This window comes from Geomobilimonas luticola, from assembly GCF_018476905.1.
Lineage (GTDB): Bacteria > Desulfobacterota > Desulfuromonadia > Geobacterales > Geobacteraceae > Geomobilimonas > Geomobilimonas luticola.
Window position 1 is genome coordinate 435,570 of the sequence record NZ_JAHCVK010000002.1, and the last position, 20,695, is coordinate 456,264.

Consider the following 20,695-nt stretch of genomic DNA (forward strand, 5'->3'; position numbering starts at 1 on the left):
GCAGATAGGCCGGATTGCCGAGGGATATACGATTTTGTCTTAGATAATCTCCCATTTTTCAGTTCCGCGACCTGTCGTAACGCCACATCGACCCGTGCTTCTCTGTACACGGATGCCCACCGTTGCGCGTTCCTGTGCAGTTGATACAATTCAAACTAGCATGACATCGTGAACTCAAGGCGTAACATCAAGGTGGTGGAATGAATATCCGCGGGCCTCTTCATTATGTCTCAGTCGTGTGCTGTGCGATCATGCTGATTTTATCCGGGATGAAGGATCCTGCCGTGGCGGGAACCGTCGCTCCCCCCCTCCGGACAGCACTCGCGACTCTCGGCCCGGACGACGACGTTCCGGTAATCATCAAACTGACCGGCACGGTCAATCTTGAAACGATCAACGACAGGGAGAAAAGCGTCAGGAGATCGAAGATCGTTACCTCCCTCCGTGAATCGGCGGCTGTTTCCCAGAAGCAGCTGGCAACCTTTCTCCGGAACAACAGGACCAAAAAAATCCGGCAGCTCTGGATCATTAACGGGCTGGCGGTAACGGTACCGGCATCGCTGGTTGATGAGATCGCACAGTTTCCCGGGGTGGCGGCTGTCATGCCGGACGGGGTCACCCACGCTCCGGTAACCTCCTATGGCGCTGCTGCGGAACCGGAATGGAATATAGCGGCGATTCATGCCCGGAATATCTGGAACCTGGGGTATACCGGGCAGGGGGTCGTGGTGGCGAACATGGACAGCGGAGTCAACCTTGACCATCCGGACCTGCAGGGGAGATGGCGCGGCGGAACGAACAGCTGGTTCGATCCGAACGGCGAACATGCTGTTCCCGCGGATGTGGATGGCCATGGAACGCAGACCATGGGGATCATGGTCGGGGGTGATGCGGGGGGGAGTTTCATCGGTGTAGCCCCTGGCGCCCGATGGATCGCGGTAAAGATATTCAACGATGCAGGCGACGCATCAGACAGCGTTATTCACGAAGGGTTCCAGTGGCTGCTCGACCCCGACGGGGACCCCGCCACCAACGACGCCCCCGATGTCGTCAATATTTCCTGGGGATTTAAGGACCCGACCCATGGCTGCATCACGGAATTTCAACCCGACGTGCAGGCCCTGAAAGCTGCTCAAATCGCCCTCTCCTTCTCGGCGGGCAACGACGGGCCAAATCCGGCGACGAGCCTGAGCCCCGCCAATTACGCCGAGTCCTTTGCGGTCGGAGCGGTGGATGCTGCCCATACGATTGCCGGTTTCAGCAGTCGCGGCCCGTCGGCCTGCGGCGGCATTTATCCGAACGTCGTTGCGCCGGGCGTGAACGTCTTGTCGTCTGGTTTGAATACGGGCATTCCCGGTGCGGAATATGCAGTTGTCAGCGGCACCTCGTTCGCTGCGCCACATGTGGCGGGTGCAATGGCACTGCTGCTGAGCGCGGTTCCGTCACTCGATGTATCAATGCTGGAAGCGGCGTTGATGAACTCTGCCACTGACCTGGGTAGCGGCGGACCGGACAATGCTTACGGAAACGGGCTGATAGAGCTATCGGGAGCGTATCGTTTCTTGAAAAAGGACAGGGTTGCCGTGTACCGTAACGGCTTGTGGTATGCAGACCGCAGTGGTAATGTTCAATGGGACGGTGAAGTCATAGATAGCTTATATCGGTTTGGCTTTGCGGACGCCCTCCCCGTCTCCGGTGACTGGACGGGCGACGGGGTCGGCAAACTCGGCCTGTACCATAATGGCGCCTGGACTCTGGATACGACCGGCAGTGGCACCCTGAATGCCGGCAACACGACCTGCAGCTTCGGTGTCGGCCTGAAAGGGGCTGCACCGGTGACCGGCGACTGGAAAGGCACGGGAACCACGAAGATCGGCGTGTATGCCGACGGAACCTGGTATCTCGACCTGAACGGCAACGGAGCATGGGATGGCACGCCGACGGACGGCAGGTATTCTTTTGGCGTCGGTCTCGCCGGGGCCATTCCGGCGACCGGCGACTGGACAGGCACGGGATCCACGAAGATCGGCGTGTATGCCGACGGTACCTGGTACCTCGACCTGAACGGCAACGGAGCATGGGATGGCACGCCGACGGACGGCAGGTATTCTTTCGGCGCCGGTCTCGCCGGGGCCATTCCGGTGACCGGCGACTGGACAGGCACGGGATCCACGAAGATCGGCGTGTATACCGACGGAACCTGGTATCTCGACCTGAACGGCAACGGAGCATGGGACGCTACCCCGACCGACGGTGCCCATACCTTCGGTTCTGGCCTGTCCGGAGCGGTACCGGTCGTTGGCAGGTGGTAACATTGGTTGACGGCAAGTGCGTATAGGACAAACGCCTAGGCAGACGCGCCCTAACCTCCTATATTAAAAACAGATGGCCACTGAATGTATTATGTTGCGCGTTCGGGTATAGTTGCTACAATTACAAAATAAGAACAACGCCTGTGTCCCCGCTTTTTCTGCTCCAAACCCTTTTTGCAGACCATAAAAAAGCGCGTTCCTTCAGGTTTCGAGAGGAGTCCCGTTAATGAAATTCGTCATTCCCGTTCTCTTCTCGTTTCTGCTCACCGCTATCATAACACCGTTTGTCATTCGTTGCGCGTCAGCGTGCAGATGCCTTGATATCCCAGGCGAGCGGCGACTGCACGACAAGGCAACTCCCCTGTGGGGCGGCGTGGCTATTTTTGCCGGCGTGCTCCCCTTTCTGTTCATGGAGAACGGGAACCGTCTGCTGACGTCGTTCATAGCCGCCTCGTTCCTGCTGGTCGCTACGGGAATGCTTGACGATCTCATTTCTCTTGACTGGAAGGTCAAGTTTCCCGTCATGGCGGCGGCCGCCACGCTCGTCATATTCGGCGGGGATGTCACCATTCATCACATAGGGGTCTACGGCTCACTGGGGCGGGCGGAACTCGGGATGTTCAGTATCCCCTTCACCTACCTCGGCATCATCGGCATCACCAACGCCATCAATCTCCTCGACGGTCTCGACGGTCTCGCCGGCGGCGTATCGCTTCTGGGATTCCTCTTCATGGGGATAGCCGCTCTCATGGCAGGCAATGTCATGGTCGCAGTCATCTGCTTCGCCCACGTGGGAGCCCTGGGCGGGTTCCTCCTGTACAATTTCCCCCGCGCCAGAATCTTCATGGGAGACACGGGAAGCCTCTTCCTCGGCTTTTCCCTTTCCGTCACGGCCGTCCTGCTGACGCAGGATGCGACATCGACGGTGGATTCCATGTTCCCGGTGCTGGTGCTCCTCGTCCCCATATTCGATACGCTCCGTGTGATGCTGGTGAGACTTCTGAACGGAAACAATCCGTTCAAGGCGGACAACCTCCACCTGCATTACCTTATGACACGCAAGAACATCTCGGCGGTGAGCGTGACGCTCCTGTTCTGGTCTGCAACGGCGGTATTCGGCGTCGTCGCCCTCTCCCTGGCCGACCGGACGTCGGCGTCCTATCTCATCTTCGCGCTGTATGCCGTATGGTTGCTGAACCTGTTTGCCCGACGCCTGACGCAGTCCCCCCGGATGCCGCTCCCCTCCGGCAGTGGTGCGGAAGAGGTTGAATTTGCCCGCTTCGACTCTGCCAGGCCTGATTTTGCCCGCAAAGGAGGCACGATGACGTTGAAATGGATGGTAGTTCTGGGAATTGTACTTCTTCCGACGCAGATGTTCGCCGAGGAACCGACGGTTCTCAAGACACAACGGGACAAGGTCAATTACGCCATCGGCGTCAACATGATCGGCAACTTCAGGCAGCAGGGTATCGAGATTGACCTGGACCTCGTGATAAAAGGGATGAAAGATGCCCTCGCAGGCGAGAAACTCCTTATGCCCAATGAGGAAGTGCGCAAAGTCATAGGGGTGTATATCGACGCGGCACGGCAGAACCAGGCAAAGGCCAGGAGTGTCGCCGCGGAAGAGAACCGGAAAGCGGGCGAGGCGTTCTTGGCAGAAAACGGCAAAAAAGAAGGGGTGGTAACCCTGCCGAGCGGACTCCAGTACAGGATCCTCAAGGCAGGCGACGGCAGGAAGCCGACGGATGACGCTACGGTGGAGTGTTCCTACCGGGGGACCCTCATCAACGGTACCGAGTTCGACCGGTCCGATTCTGGCAAGCCAGCTACCTTCAAGGTTTCCGGGGTCATCGCCGGATGGTCCGAAGCCCTGAAACTGATGCCGGCAGGCTCCACGTGGCAACTTTTCATTCCTTCCCGGCTCGCTTATGGAGAGCGGGGTCAGGGACGCAACATCGGGCCGAACGAGACGCTCATCTTCGAGATAGAACTTCTCGCCGTCAAGTGAGATGTCGGGCGGCACGGGGAGGTATACCATGGACTTCATACGGATAATCATAGTTGCCGGAATGGCGGCGTTCCCTGCCCTGGCCATGGCGAGCGACTGCCATGTAGTTGAATATCCCGATCATTACGAGGCGGTGTGCATTGGGCATGAATCACCGGTAGCGGCCCAGGGAAAAGCAGGTGCGACGACCACGCGGAATGAGGCTCCCCAGGCTCCCGTGGCAGCTCCGGCACCTGCAGCCCGGGGCAGCCAGTCGATACCTGGCGGAGCGGCCGCCCCTCGGTCGGATGCGGTAAAATCGCTCAGCGACTACTGGCAGCGGGAGTCGAGAATAGCAACCAGGGATGCCGCAAAGGCATCGAGAATGAGACTTATAAAGGAAGGGCTGGCGAATCAGGCCGGCAGCGCACCCGTTCAGAGCACGACAGGGTTGAAACCTTGAGAGGGGTTTACGCTAAGCAGCAGTGAATCGGATGTACCGTCTTTCAACGACAAAGGAGGAAACATGAGCAGACGCAAAATCTTCGCATGGTCGAGTCTGGCACTGGCGATAATCGCCCTTGCCGGGGGAATCGACGAGGGGCACGCGCGCCCCGTGACAGTGCCGGGCGGAATCCCGGATTACTTCGAGACCCCGAACTGGGCGAACAGCCCTCCCCTCCGCAAGTTCGTCGATACGCTCCCCCCCTTGGGGTGCACCACGACGAACAATCTCGGGCAATGCATTCCCGTTGCCGTGCCTGATCAGACAACGTATCAGGGTTCCGATTACTACGAAATCGAGCTGGTCGAGTACCGCGAGCAGATGCATTCGGACCTTCCTCCGGTCGTCGGCAACAAGATGACGGCAACGAGCGGCGGCACCAAGCTGCGCGGTTATCGGCAGGTCAATACGACGGATCCGAACCTGTTGACACCCCACTACCTGGGGCCGCTGATCGTTGCCCAGAAGGACCGGCCGGTGCGGATCAAGTTCATCAACAAGCTCCCCACGGGAACCAGCGGCAATCTCTTCATTCCGGTAGACACCACCGTCATGGGTTCTGGGGAGTACAGGATCAATTACGACCCCGCCACCATGGCACCCGTTCCCGAGGTTAGCGGCACGTTTTCCCAGAACCGGGCGACGCTCCACCTCCACGGCGGCCGCACACCGTGGATCAGCGACGGAACTCCTCACCAGTGGATCACGCCGGCCGGCGAGAGCACAGGCTACCCGAAAGGGGTAAGCGTGCAGAACGTCCCCGACATGCCCGATCCGGGTCCTGGCGCACAGACGTTCTACTACACCAACCAGCAGAGCGCCAGGCTGATGTTCTACCACGACCATGCCTGGGGGATTACCCGCCTTAACGTCTATGTCGGTGAAGCTGCCGGCTATCTGATTGAGGACCCGGTCGAAAAGGCGATGATCAACGGCGGCACCATCGGCGGCAAGACCTTCACCGCGGGCACCATCCCCGCTGATCAGATTCCCCTGATCATTCAGGACAAGACTTTTGTTAGAGCAACAAATCCTGCCACAGACCCAATGTCAATTCGCAACACCGACCCGACCTGGAACTGGGGATCCACCCCTGGAACGCCGGTTAACGGCGACCTCTGGTGGCCCCATGTCTACATGCCGGCCCAGAACCCCTTCAACCCTGACCTGAGCGGTATCAATCCAATGGGACGCTGGCACTACGGCCCCTGGTTCTTCCCGTCCACTCCGACGTGCGGTTCCTCCCCGGACGCGGTAAAACCGTTCTGCGTCGACCACGGACCGGTCGCCAACATCTATTACGACTGCGGCCCTGGCGGCGCCTGCACCAACCCGGGTCAGCCCCCCGAGATGCCCGGCACCCCCAATGTGTCATGGGGTGCGGAAGCGTTCCTGGACACCATGGTGGTGAACGGAACCGCCTACCCGTCCCTCACGGTTGATCCGAAGGCCTACCGCTTCAGGATTCTGAACGCCGCCCACGACCGGTTCCTGAACCTGCAACTGTACCAGGCCGATCCGACCTACACCCCCTTCGACCCCGTAACCGGCCTGGCTAACCCCGGTTACCAGAAGGAAGTGAAGATGGTTCCCGCATCACCGCACCCGGACTGCAGCGCAACCGTCACGACGAACTGTACCTGCGTCACGGGATTCACACCAGCCGGATGCTTCCCGGCAACCTGGCCGACGGACGGCAGGGAAGGCGGCGTACCCGATCCTGCCCTGAGAGGCCCGGCCTGGATCCAGATCGGTACCGAAGGCGGTTTCCTGCCGGCGCCGGTAGTCCTGAACAACACACCGGTCAAATGGAATGTGGACCCGACCATGTTCAACGTCGGCAACGTGCTCCAGCAGGCCGACGGTGGCGGTACCCTCTTCCTGGGTCCGGCTGAACGGGGTGATGTCATCGTCGACTTCTCCCAGTATGCCGGCAAAACCCTGATTCTCTACAATGACGCTCCCACGGCCTTCCCGGCGCTCGACCCGCACTACGACTACTACACGGGTGCCCCGGATCGTACCGACATCGGTGGCTACACCGCCATACCGGCAGGCTACGGCCCCAACATCCGGACCGTCATGCAGATCAAGGTGAATGCGGGAGCCAACAGCACGGCGACTCCGGATTACTACAACCCGGCAACCTTGACCGCGCTGCAGGATGCCTTCAAGACCACGGCAACGGCACCGGGAGCCTTCTCGCTCGGGCAGGATCCCATCGTCGTCGGCCAGACCGCCTACAATTCCACCTACAACACCACCTTCCCCGCCACATGGCCGAACTGGGGCGTATCGAGGATCTCGGACGGTGCCATCAGCTTCCAGAAAGTCGACGGGACCATTGTCAGCAATTTCCCCATGAAACCGAAGGCCATCCATGACGAGATGGGCGCTACCTTCGACGACTACGGGCGGATGAGCGCCAAACTGGGGCTGGAACTCCCCTTCACCAACGCCGCGATTGCCAACTTCATCCTCCAGAACTATGTCGACCCGGCCACCGAAGTCGTGAAACCTGGCCAGGTGCAGATATGGAGAATCACCCACAACGGCGTGGACACGCACCCCATCCATTTCCACCTGTTTGATGTACAGGTGCTCAACCGGGTCGGTTGGGACGGGTTCATCAGACTCCCCGACACCAATGAGCTGGGATGGAAGGACACCGTCAGAATGTCACCGCTGGAGGACACGATCGTCGCATTGAGGCCGGTCATGCCCACCGTTCCCTTCCCCCTTCCCGAGAGCGTTCGGCCTCTGAATCCCATGACCCCCCTGGGGGACATGATGGGATTCTCGCAAATCGACACGACGGATGGAGGAAATCTGGCTCCCCCCATGACGAACAGGCTGGCCAATTTCGGGTTTGAGTACGTCTGGCACTGCCATATCCTCAGCCATGAAGAGAACGACATGATGCGGCCGGTGGTCCTGCGGGTAAAAGACAGTCTCGGCGTATTCAACAACGGTGACTGGTACCAGGACTACAACAGCAATGGCGCCTGGAATACCGCCATCGACAAGATCCTTACGTTCGGCACGGCCGGGGACATTCCCGTTTCCGGCGACTGGAACGGTTCCGGGACGAGCAAGCTCGGCCTGTTCAACAACGGCACCTGGACACTGGATACGACCGGCAGTGGCGTTCAGGGTGCCGGCAACACGACCTACACCTTCGGCATCGGCATCCCCGGGGCTGTCCCGGTCACCGGAGACTGGACCGGAAACGGCAAGGGAACCACGAAGATCGGCGTATTCACCAACGGCACCTGGTATCTTGACCTGAACGGCAACGGTGCCTGGGACGGCACGCCTACCGATGCCATCTACAACTTCGGCACCGGCCTCGCCGGCGCCATACCGGTTACCGGAGACTGGACCGGAAACGGAACCACGAAGATCGGCGTATTCGTCAACGGCACCTGGTATCTCGACCTGAACGGCAACGGCGCCTGGGACGGCACGCCAACCGACGCCATGTATGTTTTCGGTGCAGGAGTTGCTGGTGCACTGCCGGCTACCGGCGACTGGACGGGAACAGGGAGCACAAGGGTCGGCATATATGCCAACGGCACCTGGTATCTTGACCTGAACGGCAACGGCGCCTGGGACGGCACGCCTACCGATGCAACCCATATCTTCGGCGCAGGCATGACCGGAGCAGTACCGGTCATCGGCAAGTGGTAACATCTGGTTTCATGCAGTAAAGACAAGGGTGCGTCTCCTTCGCGGGACGCACCCTTTTTTCTGACAGATAGGACAAAATCTGAGTGTGTCCTAAAGAAAGCACCGATACTGAATTCGGATATACCCCGAATATACACAGCGATCCGGCCGTGTACACTTGATGTACTGAAAACTGGCTCTCCGGCCCGCAGCCCGCGTCAGGCCACACACATACCATGTATCAGGAGGAGATCCATGCAATCAAGCCGTTTCACGCTCCAGGGACGTCGTGCGATGCACGCCTTTGACTGGCCCGCCATGAATTTTCTTGGCCCTTTCTCCAGCTGTTCCCATCCTTCTGCAAGCACTGCAACCCGTACTTCGGCCATTGAACAGTTCATCCGCCGAAGCAGCACTCTTGCCTGTTTCAACCCAATCGAAAAATTTCGCGCCTTGAAATGCGCTTTTCTCGGATTTACCTGCCTGATTCTATTGCCCGGCATCAGCATGGCAGCCGGGAGCATGGAACTCAAAACCGAAGCAGAAAAAATCAACTACAGCGTAGGTTACCAGATAGGTGGCGACTTTAAGGCACAGGGGGTGGAACTCACTCCTGATCTGCTGGTGCAGGGGATTCGGGATGCCCTCGCAAAAACTGCGCCGCTCATGACCCCGCAGCAGATGACGACGACCCTCGTCAACCTGAAGAAGAAGATTGTTGCCGATCAGCAACGCCAGGAAAAAAATGCGGCTGAGGAAAATCGCAAGGCGAGTGCCGCCTTCCTGAAAGAACATGCCAAGCAGAAAGGGGTAACGGCCCTGCCGAGCGGGGTTCAGTACAAGGTCATCAAGGCAGGGTCCGGCAGGAAACCGACCCTCCAGGACAGCGTAAGCATCAATTACCGGGTGACGCGCATCGACGGCACGGAAATCGCCCGTACCGAAGCTGGCGCACCCAGATCGTATCCCGTTGCCAAGGCGATCCCCGGTCTGCAGGAGGTCCTGCCGTTGATGGAAGAAGGTGCCAAATGGGAGATAGTCCTCCCCACCGCAAAAGCTGCGGGTGGCCACGAACCCCTCGATGACATGGGTGTTATCATCTACGAACTGGAACTTGTCTCCATCCTTCCAGCCAAGTAGTGGATGGGAAGCATGTGCAATGAATCGGGAAGTACTTATTTCGCTCGTGAGAAAGGGGGAAACATGGGTACCATCACCTCAATGACCGGATTGCGCACCATTATCCAACGATATCCCAGGACATCACAGCTGCCACACTGGATTGGCGCCGACAAGCGCACTATCCCGGATTCAGAAGGAGGAGCTTCATGAAAAATAATCATCTGCGATGGCATGTGACTGTTTTACCCATTGCCGCCCTCGCCTTATTGAGCCTGGCGGCGATTCCGCCCGCCCTTGCCGTCCCTCTCCCCGGCGGAACGCTTGACCCGCTGACCATTCCAAAGTATGTGACTCCGCTCGTCATTCCACCCGAAATGCCCAAGAGCGGTGCTGCGTCACCGGCTCCCGCAGCCGATTACGACATTGCAGTCCGGCAGTTCAAGCAGCAGATCCTCCCCGGTGGTGTATGGGGGACTTCTTTCCCCAACCCGCTGGGTACGGTACCCGCAACAGTAGGCCCCTTCCCCGCGTCAACCGTCTGGAGCTACGGTCGTGCGTCCGACCCCCCCCCCGATTCAACTGCCAAAGGTGGTGGTGCGGGGATTGCTCCTGCTCCTAACTCCAGTTTCAACTATCCGGCCTTCACGGTCGAAGCCGCCACGGCTACGCCGACCAACGTGCGCTGGATCAATGACCTGGTCACGGATCCGGTTGCCTGCGGGGCATCAGCCGACAAGACCATTGCGGCCTGCAATTTCCTCCCCCACCTGTTCAGTGTCGACCAGACCCTGCACTGGGCCAACCCCCCCAAGGCAAACTGCATGATGATGCCCGCCAACCGGACCGACTGCCACACCGAGGTCGCGGCTCCCTACACCGGCCCGGTGCCGATCGTGACCCACGTCCATGGCGCCCACGTGCAGCCCCACAGCGACGGTTATCCGGAAGCCTGGTGGCTGCCCGGAGTCCCCGGCACCAAAGGCATCCCCGCCAGTTATGGTGATCGCGGGTCGATCTTTACCCAGTCCAACAACGCCAACACCGTTTCCGGCTCCGCATACTACAGCTATGAGAACACCCAGCCGGCAACCACCCTCTGGTACCACGACCACGCGCTTGGCCTGACCCGGCTGAACGTCTATGCCGGGCCCGCCGGCTTCTGGCTCCTCCGGGGAGGCAGCCACGACACGGCGGCCGGGGTCCTGCCGGGACCGGCCCCGAGCGGTGCCGGCGACCCGAACTTCAATGCATCGTATCGCAACGCCATACGCGAAATTCCGGTGGTTATCCAGGACCGCTCCTTCAACACCGACGGTTCACTCTTCTTCCCGGCTACCCGCACCTTCTTCGACGGTTATACCGGCCCCTTTATCGGCGGCACCGGCACTCCGGCCGGCCCTTCGGACATCTCCGGCATCTGGAACCCGGAAGCTTTCTTCAACACCATGGTGGTCAACGGCACTACCTGGCCGACGATGAATGTTGCCCCGGTCCGTTACCGCCTGCGCCTGCTCAACGGCTGCAATGCCCGGACCCTCAACCTGTCGATGTTTGTCATGAACAATCTGGGCGCCGATAACAAGCCGGGAACTGCCGATGACACCATCGGACCAGACCTCCTGCCCGCGACTGCCGATGATCCCCTCGGTGCAGAAATTCCCTTCTATCAGATCGGCGGCGACCAGGGATTCCTCCCCAAGGTCGTTAAAATCACAACCGGCTTTACCACTACTCTTCCTGGCGGCGGCGGTGCGGGAACTCCGGTCGCAGCTCCCGACGCACGCCAGGCCCTTCTCATGGGCCCCGCGGAACGAACAGACGTGATTGTCGATTTCTCCGGCCTGGCTCCCGGCACCCGGGTCCGCATGATCAATACCGCACCCGATGCCCCCTTCGGTGGTTTTCCGCCGCAGCCATTTCTCCCCGGCGATGTTGCCGATCCTCTTACCACCGGCCAGGTCATGGATTTCGTCGTCAATTTGACAGGTACCGATACAACTACCCCACCGCAAAACCTGACCCTCCCCGCAGAGGGAGCGCTCGGCGCCACAACGAACACACGTCAGGTCTCGCTCAACGAGTTGTCATCCGATCAGGTCTGTGTTGAGCAAAACATCATCGACGGAGCGATCATCGGTACGCTTTTCAGCACCTTTGCCGGCGACCCGAATTTCCTGGCCAATTGCGCTGCAGCTGCTGTTGCTCCCGGCAATTTCGCGACACCCATGGGGCCCCGCATGGCACAGTTGGGCGTGCTGACAACCGATGCCATGGGCAACGTTATGGCCGTGCCGAAAAAGTGGGGTGACGCTATAACCGAGACCCCTGCCCTGAACAGCACGGAAGTATGGGAAATTTACAACACCACCATGGACGCCCACCCGATCCACCTCCACCTGGTGCGCTTCTCGGTAGTCGAACGGCAGAACCTTGATATGGTGACCATGCTGCCCGTCGCCGGGACAGTGACCCCGGCACTCCCCAACGAACTCGGGTACAAGGACACCGTGATCGCCTATCCCGGCCAGATTACCCGGATCAAGGCGAAGTTCGACATCGCCGGCCTTTACGTCTGGCATTGCCACATCATCGATCACGAAGACAATGAGATGATGCGGTCGTACATGGTAATAGCCCCTGACAAAATCGGCGTGTACAACGGCGGAACCCTGTACCTGGATATCAACGGGAACAATGCATGGGACGGCACGCCTACCGACCGTCTCTTCTCCTTCAACTGGGGATTCCCCAATCCGGTGGCCGTAAACGGCGACTGGACAGGCACGGGCATCAAAAGGATAGGTTTCTATTCCAATGGAACCTGGTATCTCGATCTGAACGACAACGGGTTGTTTGACAGCACCCCGACGGACGCCATGTATACCTTTGGTGTCGGTCTCACCGGAGCCATACCGGTGACCGGCCACTGGGCGGGAATGGGAACGACTTCCCAGCTCGGCGTGTACGACAACGGTACCTGGTATCTGGACCTGAACGGTAACGGCGCCTGGGATGGCACACCGACGGACGCCATGTACACCTTCGGTGCCGGCCTTACGGGAGCTGTTCCCGTGACCGGCGACTGGACGGGAACCGGGACTACCAGAATCGGCGTATACCATAACGGCGTCTGGTATCTGGACCTGAACGGCAACGGCGCCTGGGATGGCACGCCGACGGACGCCATGTACACCTTCGGTGCCGGCCTTGCCGGGGCACTCCCCGTGACCGGCGACTGGACGGGAACCATATCCTCGAAAGTCGGCGTGTACGACAACGGCATGTGGTACGTTGACCTGAACGGCAACGGCGCCTGGGACGGCACTCCGACGGATGGCCTGTATACCTTCGGTGCCGGCCTTGCCGGGGCGTTGCCTGTTGCAGGCAAATGGTAATGACTCGATAGAAGTCAGTGACGTTCAATGGAGATACAGGGTGCGTCCGCATTCACGGACGCACCCTTTTTTCATGAAACTCTGGAATATTTTCGCAAATGCTCTATAATTACGCCATTGCATAAAATCCCTCTCTTGAAATGAACCTATGCCCCTATGAAAAGACCACGTGAGTTCGTCGTTATTGTCTGCACCCTCGCAGCATTTCTTCTCTTCGCACCCTTAGCCCTTGCCGTGGAGGCCTCGTCCGGGCCGACTCTTCCCAGTGCCTCCCCTCCCCCCGCTGACCAGGAAAAATCCGCCCACCAATTGACCACGTCGGGGTATCAGGCGTATGACAAACCGTCTGATGTGCGACCTTCCACGGTCCAACCTGCACCAGGTGAAAAATCCGAGTTTGAAAAATACGTTTCCGGCAAGGGCCCATCGGCGACATCGCTCGACATCAGCCAGTTCGGGTACGACCTCTTCGCGAAGCCGCCGTCCACCTTTGCGCCGACACTGTACGTGCCGGTCGGCCCCGATTATGTGGTTGGCCCCGGCGACACGATCAAGGTCGACGTATGGGGCAAGTTCGAGGGGAGCTGGAATGTGGTCGTCAACAACGACGGCAACATCAGCCTACCCAAGGCCGGCGTGTTCGGCGTCACCGGGCTTTCCTTCAAAGAACTGAAAGAGCTTCTGCACAAAAATTACTCGAAATACTACACCGGCTTTGAAATGAACGTCAGCATGGGCCCCCTCAGGACCATCCAGGTCTATGTCGTAGGGAATGCACAGCGGCCGGGAGCGTACACCATATCCTCTCTCTCGACCATCATCAACGCCCTGTTCGAGGGGGGTGGCCCCTCAAAGACCGGCTCGATGCGCAACATCCAGGTGAAAAGAAACGGCAAGACCGTGGTGACGTTCGATCTCTATGACTTCCTGTTGCAGGGGGACAAGACGAAGGACGTCCGCCTCATGCCGGAAGACGTTATCTTCATCCCGCCGGTCGGGCCGCTCGTGGGAATAGCGGGAAACGTCAAAACCCCCGCGATCTACGAACTGAAAGGCGAAACCCGCCTGCTTGACCTTGTCGAAATGGCAGGCGGCATCACCGGCATCGCCTTCAAAGGTCGGGTACAGGTGCAGCGGGTCGAGAACCACCATGCCCGGACCATGTTCGAGGGTGACCTGATCGATGTCGAGAATACCCCCGCCAAGAACTTCATTCTTCAGGATGGCGATCTGGCAAAGATATTCGCGGTCGCCGACACGGCGAAGACGGTCACCATCGCCGGCGCAGTCGCCCATCCCGGCCAGTACGGCGTCAATCCCGGCGTGACAAAGGTCAGCGACATCATCTCCCTGGCAGGCGGGGTGCTCTACTATACCTCCAACCAGGCGGAGGTGACACGGGTAACGGTGACCCAGTCAGGACCGAAGACCGACATCTTCGTCGTCGACCTTGCCAGGGCGATGCAAGGCGACCCTCAGCACGATGTGCCGTTGCAGATGAATGATTACCTGCTGGTACGGACCGTCCCCGAATGGAATCTCTACCGGACCGTCACGCTCAACGGCGAAGTCAGGTTCCCCGGAACCTATACCTTCAAACAGGGTGAAACACTGTCGTCGGTCATCGAGCGGGCCGGCGGTTTCACCGGCCGCGCGTACCTGCGCGGCGCCATGTTTACCCGTGAACGGGTGCGGGAGCAGCAGCAACGGCAGATTCAGGAGATGGTGGAACGCCTTGAACGGGAACTGAGCGGTTCCGGGGCTGCCCAGATTGCCACCGCGTCGTCACCGGACGATGCCCGCATGGTCCAGCTGGAACTGGAACAGAAGAAACATTTTATTGCACAGCTCAAGACCGTCAGGGCCAAGGGGCGGATCGCCCTGAACATCACGGAAATGGCCACGTTCCGGGGATCCGCGTACGATATCGAACTCGAACAGGGGGATACCATCACCGTTCCTTCCGACCCGAAAACGGTCCAGGTAATCGGCTCGGTCTACAACCAGAGCGCCTTTGTCTATGAGCAGAATAAGGAGTATGACTACTATGTGAATCTCGCCGGCGGCTATACCTCGAATGCGGACAAGGGGAACACTTTTGTCCTGCAGGCGAACGGAACCGCCATCAAGGCGGGGGGGAGCTTCCTCGGCTTCGGCGAACACCTGGGCTCCGGAGACACCGTCGTCGTACCCGAACAGATCGAGCGGGTCGCCTGGATGCGCCACATCAAAGACATAACGCAGATCATGTACCAGATCGCCGTGACCGCCGGCGTCCTGATCGTCGTGTTTTAACAAGGAGAGCAGATGCTGGAAGGACAAGAAGCAGGGCAGCGACCGAATGTCACATTCCTGGACTATCTCATCGTCCTGCTCAAATGGAAAAGGCTTATCGTGTGGATTACCGCGGGCGCTGTCGTGCTGTCGGCGATCGTGAGTCTGCTGATACCCAAAATTTTCAAGGCCGAAGCACGGATATTGCCGCCTCAGCAGGCTTCCTCCGGAGCGGCGGCACAACTGCTCACCCAGCTTGGTGGACTCGGTGTATCGCCCGGTCTGGTCGGGATGAAAACCACGAACGATCTCTATATCGGGCTGATAAAGAGCAGGACCGTTCTCGACCGGATGGTGGACAGATTCAAGCTGCTTGACGTGTACGACGTGAAATATCGCGAAGATGCGCGCCGTGAACTCTTGAGGGCCTTGAAAATCCAGGACGACAAGAAAAGCGGTATCATCGCCCTTGGTGTTGAAGACAGAGACCCGAAACGGTCCGCGGAGATGACCAACGCCTTCATCGAGGAGTTGAAGCGTTTGACCCAGTCTATCGCCATAACCGAGGCGTCCCAGAGAAGACTGTTCTTCGAGGAACAGCTCAAGAGCGCAAAAGATGCACTCATACAATCTGAAGAGTCGTTGAAGGGGTATCAGGAAAAAACAGGCGCAATTGAACTGAAAGAACAGGCAAAGGCGATCATAGAGTCCGTTGCGCACTTGAGGGCACAGATAGCCGCCAAGGAAGTTGAGCTGAAGGTGCTCAGAACCTATGCCACGTCGCAGAATCCCGATATGCAGAAGATAGAAGAACAGCTGCGGGGGATGAGGGAGCAGCTCTCGAAGCTCGAAGCCAAGGGGGGAAGCAGCCCCGACCCGATCATGTCGGCGGGAAGAATGCCTGAGGCCGGTACCGGCTATGTGCGGAAAATTCGCGACCTCAAGTATTATGAAACGCTGTATGAGCTCCTGGCAAAGCAATATGAGATTGCCAAAATGGACGAGGCGCGGAATGCGGCAGTAATACAGGTGCTGGATCAGGCCATGCCGCCGGAGAAAAAGGTTAAGCCGAACAGGACGATGATGGTTGCCATAGCAGCGTTTACGAGCTTGTTTTTGTCTGTGCTGATGGCCTTTTTCCTGGAGTATCGGGAAAAGCTCCTCAGCAATCCTGATAATCGTAACAGCGTCGAACAGTTGAGAAAGTATGTGCGCACGGACGCGACGGAAATAAGCTTCCTGGGAAAATGGAGGCAGAAATAAACAGTCCCACGCAAACTCCCTTGCCCGCGGGACGCCTTCTTGCCCGTAATGCGACGATCAACCTTATCGGCCAGGGAATACCGCTGCTCGTGGCATTTTTTTCCATCCCCCCGCTCATGCGAGGGCTCGGCATCGATCGTTTTGGTGTGCTTACGCTGACCTGGATGGTCATCGGTTATTTTTCCCTGTTCGATCTCGGATTGTCACGGGCAACGACCAAGTTCGTTGCCGAAATGCTGGGGAAGGGAGAAACCGAAGCGCTCCCTCCCCTCGTCTGGACCTCGTTCGTCGTCCATCTAGTGCTCGGCCTTGGTGCTTGCCTCGTTTTGTCCCTGCTGACGCCCTTCCTGGTCGAAACCGCACTCAAGATTCCTGCCACGATGAGATATGAAGCAAAAGGCATTTTCTTCATTCTCTCAGGTGCTCTGCCGGTTGTTCTCGCATCCACGGTCCTCAGGGGAGTTGTCGAAGCGGGCCAGCGTTTCGACCTGATCAATATGGTGCAGATCCCCGCGGGGGCCGCGATGTTTTTGCTTCCCCTGGCAGGCATGTACCTGGGCTTTGGCCTTGCGGGGATCGTGTCCCTGCTGATAGCCGCCAGGCTCGGAACGGCGATAGCTTTCGCGCTTTTGTGCCGCAATATTTTCCCGTCGCTTCGCAACGGATTTTCGTTCGATGCACGGCTCATTCGGCCTCTTTTTTCTTTCGGCAGTTGGTTGACCATATCCAATGTCGTTGGCCCACTGCTTCTCTATCTCGACCGCTTCATGATCGGCTCCATCATATCGGTAGCCGCAGTCACCTACTACACGGCACCTTACGAAATAATCATACGGCTGATGGTCTTTCCAACGAGCCTCGTCATGGTTCTGTTTCCCGCGTTCAGTTCTCTTGGCACTACGTCCCGGGATACGGTCATCCGTCTCTACACCCGATCGATGAAATATCTCGTTCTGCTGATGGGGCCCCTGGTATTGACCATGATCCTGTTTGCAGAAACACTGTTGCGTCTCTGGCTGGGAGTCGAATTTGCCCAGAAGAGCACACTTGTACTGCAGATCCTTGCGTTCGGCATGCTTCTGACGCCGGCACAGATTTCCGTCAGCCTTATACACGGCCTCGGACGGCCGGATATCACCGCAAAGTTCTATCTGGTCGAACTCGTGCTGTACGTACCGATTGTATGGTTCTTGGCGGCACGTATGGGTATAGCGGGTGCTGCCCTGGCGTGGACCATGAGAGCTGCTCTGGACACTGTTCTTGTCATCTACGCTTCGGGCAGGATTTGCTCGATACGTTTCCGGGATTTCGCTGATCAAGGAGTTTTCCGTGGCATTCTGGTTCTGGCGGCACTGGCGTGCGTGTTTTGGGCGACCTGGATTAGTGCACTGGCTGTCGTTACCCAGGCGATCGTTGCCACCATCGGCATACTGGCATTCTGCTTCGTTTCCTGGAACTACATTCTGGACACCAGGGACCGGGAGATTCTCAGTTTCGGGAGAATAAAGTAGGCATCTGAGCGACAAGGAGCAACGGTTACCATGTGCAACATACATTGTCTCCGGTTTGGAGAACACAATCTGACGCGGGAAGAAATAGCCGGGAAACGCATTATCGAGATAGGCTCCTACGATGTAAATGGCAGCCTTCGAACCTATGTCGAATCGCTTCACCCTGCCGAATATGTCGGGGTAGACATCGAGAAGGGATACGGTGTCGATGTCGTCTGTACCGGCGAAGAGATACGGGAAAGATTCAAGGATGAGAGTTTCGACGTGGTCATATCAACCGAACTCATGGAGCATGTGCGGGATTGGCGAAAAGTGATTTCGAACATGAAACATGTCTGCAAGCCGAACGGGGTGATTCTCATTACCACCAGGTCGCACGGATACCCGTATCATGGCTGGCCCTACGATTTCTGGCGTTTTGAACAAGCGGACATGGCGGAGATCTTTGCCGATTTTCAGGTTCAGGCCCTGGAGAACGATACGGAAGAACCGGGGGTTTTCATCAAGGCCAGGAAACCGGCAACATTTGCGGAACGTGATTTAGCCGGAATAGCCCTGTATTCGGTCGTTACAAACAGCAGGGTCAGGGAAATCGATGAGGACGTCCTGCGGGAATATCTGACCATGCATGCGGATGAGTATCGGCTGCTTGAACGGCAGACCCTGCGGGGCAAGGCACGAAAATTCCTGCGTGACACCTACTGGCGCGTGAAAAGATCGTAAAGGTTCTGTTATGGCTTTCATCTGCAGGATCTGCAACTCTGACAAGAACAGCATGTACACCGTCCGCGAAATGTACTTCGGTACGCGGGAAGAATTTGACTATTTCCAATGTTTACAATGCGGTTGCCTGCAGATAGCCGCCCTCCCCCATGACATGAGCGGCTTTTATCCGGACGGATACTACTCTTTCACAGCCATTGACGAGGCTTCGCCAGGTAAAAAACTGAGGCGCTTTATCAGCAGAAAGAGAAATGAATACGCCCTGTTTCGCAGAGGACTGGTGGGCAGGTTGTTATACGCCCTGCGACGGCCGGTCATGCCCTTTGAATCGTTGCACGAGGTCCAGGGGTTAAAGGATAAAACGGTTCTGGACGTGGGTTGCGGCAGTGGAGAGTTTGCGCACTACCTGACGGAATTGGGCATACACATCATCGGCATAGACCCGTTTGTCAGGCAGGATATACTCTACAACAACGGGCTGAAAATTCTGAAAAAGTCCCTTGTTGATTTCAGTAAAGAAACCGAGCGATTATTTGACCTGATTATGTTCAATCATTCGTTCGAGCATATGCCTGACCCTCAGGAGACGCTGCATGCTGCAAGCATCTTATTGCAGCACACCGGCACGATCATAATCAGGATACCGACAGTGAGTTCCTATGCATGGGAGCATTACCGGACGAACTGGGTGCAACTGGATGCGCCCCGGCATCTTTTTCTGCACTCGGTGGAGTCGATGCGAATCCTCGCAGCACATGCAGGACTCGTGGTAAGCGGTATCAGGTATGATTCCGATGAGCTTCAGTTCTGCGGCAGCGAGCAGTACCTGAAAGACATCCCGCTGACGTCGCCACACTCATACAGAATATGTAAAGAGTCCGCCCTGTTCAGCAAGAAAGATATGGAGCGCTATAAAAAGCAAGCTGCCGAGCTGAATAAACAGAATCGCGGTGACATGGCTGCGTTTTACCTTACGAAAAGACCTTGACCGAACCAGGATTCGACATGTTGCCCAGAGTGGTAATTATTATCCTTAACTGGAATGGCAAGGACGATACGTCCGAATGCCTTGAATCGCTTAATGCCCTGACCTACTCTAACTATGAAATTATCGTGGTCGACAATGGTTCGACTGATGGCTCTCAACGCTATATTAAAGAAAAGTACCCGCAGGTTTTGCTCATGGAAACCGGTCAAAATCTCGGTTTCACCGGTGGCAATAACAGGGGAATTACCGCTGCACTTCAGAAAAACGCAGATTACGTGCTTTTGTTGAATAACGATACGGTTGTGGATGGACAATTTCTTGATGAATTGGTGTTTGCCGGTGAGTCGAGAAAAGATGTGGGGATTCTGAACCCCAAAATATATTATTACGATGAGCCTCGCCTGCTCTGGTATGCGGGGGGAAACATATCGCTGTTGCAAGGTCTATCCAGGCATTTCGGTTTTCAGGAGATTGACCATGGCCAGTACGATACTACGAGAGAAGTTAACTTCATCACCGGATGTGCATTTCTGATCAAGCGGGAAGTCATCGAGAAGATTGGACCGTTGGATGATAATTTTTTTTGCTACTCGGAGGATGCCGATTGGAGCTTACGCGCGATAAAAGCCGGATACAAAGGTCTTTATGTACCGTCGTCCAGGATATGGCACAAAATCGGAATCTCTGCCAACGTCAAAGGTACGGAATTCAGCATGCACATGGGAACCAGAAATGCCTTGTACCTTGAGTACAAGCACGCTTCCAGGATGCAATTTGCCAGCTTCCTGTTGGTGTTCTCGGTAAACTGGCTGTTGCGTAATGCGGTCAAAAGCTTGTTGAATCACGATTATCCCGCAATGCGAGGTATGTATACGGGGGTCACAGCTTTTTGGTCGATGCCAAACAAACAAAGATATAGAGTAACCAGATCAGAAGGATGATGCAC

12 protein-coding genes are annotated in these 20,695 nt (G+C 57.4%); all 12 read left to right on the forward strand.

Features of this window, described 5'->3' with window-relative positions:
• The first annotated feature begins 251 nt into the window (after positions 1-251).
• The 12 genes from KI810_RS08745 to KI810_RS08800 all read left to right on the forward strand — a co-directional run bounded on the left by KI810_RS08745 (position 252) and on the right by KI810_RS08800 (position 20,690).
• Entirely contained in the window at positions 252-2,312 is a 2,061-nt protein-coding gene (locus tag KI810_RS08745; RefSeq protein WP_214175124.1) for a S8 family serine peptidase, read from the forward strand.
• 226 nt (positions 2,313-2,538) lie between these two features.
• Positions 2,539-4,320: an FKBP-type peptidyl-prolyl cis-trans isomerase N-terminal domain-containing protein gene (locus KI810_RS08750; protein ID WP_214175125.1), complete on the forward strand. Its 1,782-nt coding sequence runs from the start codon at positions 2,539-2,541 to the stop codon at positions 4,318-4,320.
• Between the two features lie 28 nt (positions 4,321-4,348).
• The gene (locus tag KI810_RS08755; RefSeq protein ID WP_214175126.1) at positions 4,349-4,762 is read left to right on the forward strand and encodes a hypothetical protein; all 414 of its coding nucleotides are present in this window, start codon (positions 4,349-4,351) and stop codon (positions 4,760-4,762) included.
• A gap of 63 nt (positions 4,763-4,825) precedes the next feature.
• Positions 4,826-8,494: a multicopper oxidase domain-containing protein gene (locus KI810_RS08760; protein ID WP_214175127.1), complete on the forward strand. Its 3,669-nt coding sequence runs from the start codon at positions 4,826-4,828 to the stop codon at positions 8,492-8,494.
• A 234-nt stretch (positions 8,495-8,728) separates the two neighbouring features.
• On the forward strand, positions 8,729-9,613 hold the full coding sequence (locus tag KI810_RS08765) for an FKBP-type peptidyl-prolyl cis-trans isomerase N-terminal domain-containing protein (RefSeq protein ID WP_214175128.1): 885 nt from the start codon (positions 8,729-8,731) through the stop codon (positions 9,611-9,613).
• Between the two features lie 188 nt (positions 9,614-9,801).
• Positions 9,802-12,990 (forward strand): multicopper oxidase domain-containing protein, encoded by a 3,189-nt coding sequence (locus tag KI810_RS08770; protein ID WP_214175129.1) that lies wholly within the window; start codon positions 9,802-9,804, stop codon positions 12,988-12,990.
• Between the two features lie 156 nt (positions 12,991-13,146).
• On the forward strand, positions 13,147-15,285 hold the full coding sequence (locus KI810_RS08775; RefSeq protein WP_214175130.1) for an SLBB domain-containing protein: 2,139 nt from the start codon (positions 13,147-13,149) through the stop codon (positions 15,283-15,285).
• Positions 15,286-15,297: 12 nt separating this feature from the next.
• Positions 15,298-16,527: a GumC family protein gene (locus KI810_RS08780; RefSeq protein WP_214175131.1), complete on the forward strand. Its 1,230-nt coding sequence runs from the start codon at positions 15,298-15,300 to the stop codon at positions 16,525-16,527.
• 20 nt (positions 16,528-16,547) lie between these two features.
• Positions 16,548-18,038, forward strand: coding sequence for a flippase (locus KI810_RS08785; RefSeq protein ID WP_214175132.1), 1,491 nt, complete (start codon positions 16,548-16,550; stop codon positions 18,036-18,038).
• A gap of 30 nt (positions 18,039-18,068) precedes the next feature.
• Positions 18,069-18,761, forward strand: coding sequence for a class I SAM-dependent methyltransferase (locus KI810_RS08790; RefSeq protein ID WP_214175133.1), 693 nt, complete (start codon positions 18,069-18,071; stop codon positions 18,759-18,761).
• 52 nt (positions 18,762-18,813) lie between these two features.
• Entirely contained in the window at positions 18,814-19,749 is a 936-nt protein-coding gene (locus tag KI810_RS08795) for a class I SAM-dependent methyltransferase (protein ID WP_214175134.1), read from the forward strand.
• Positions 19,746-20,690 (forward strand): glycosyltransferase family 2 protein, encoded by a 945-nt coding sequence (locus KI810_RS08800; RefSeq protein ID WP_214175135.1) that lies wholly within the window; start codon positions 19,746-19,748, stop codon positions 20,688-20,690. The genes KI810_RS08795 and KI810_RS08800 overlap by 4 nt, the downstream gene beginning before the upstream one ends.
• The last annotated feature ends 5 nt before the right edge of the window (positions 20,691-20,695 follow it).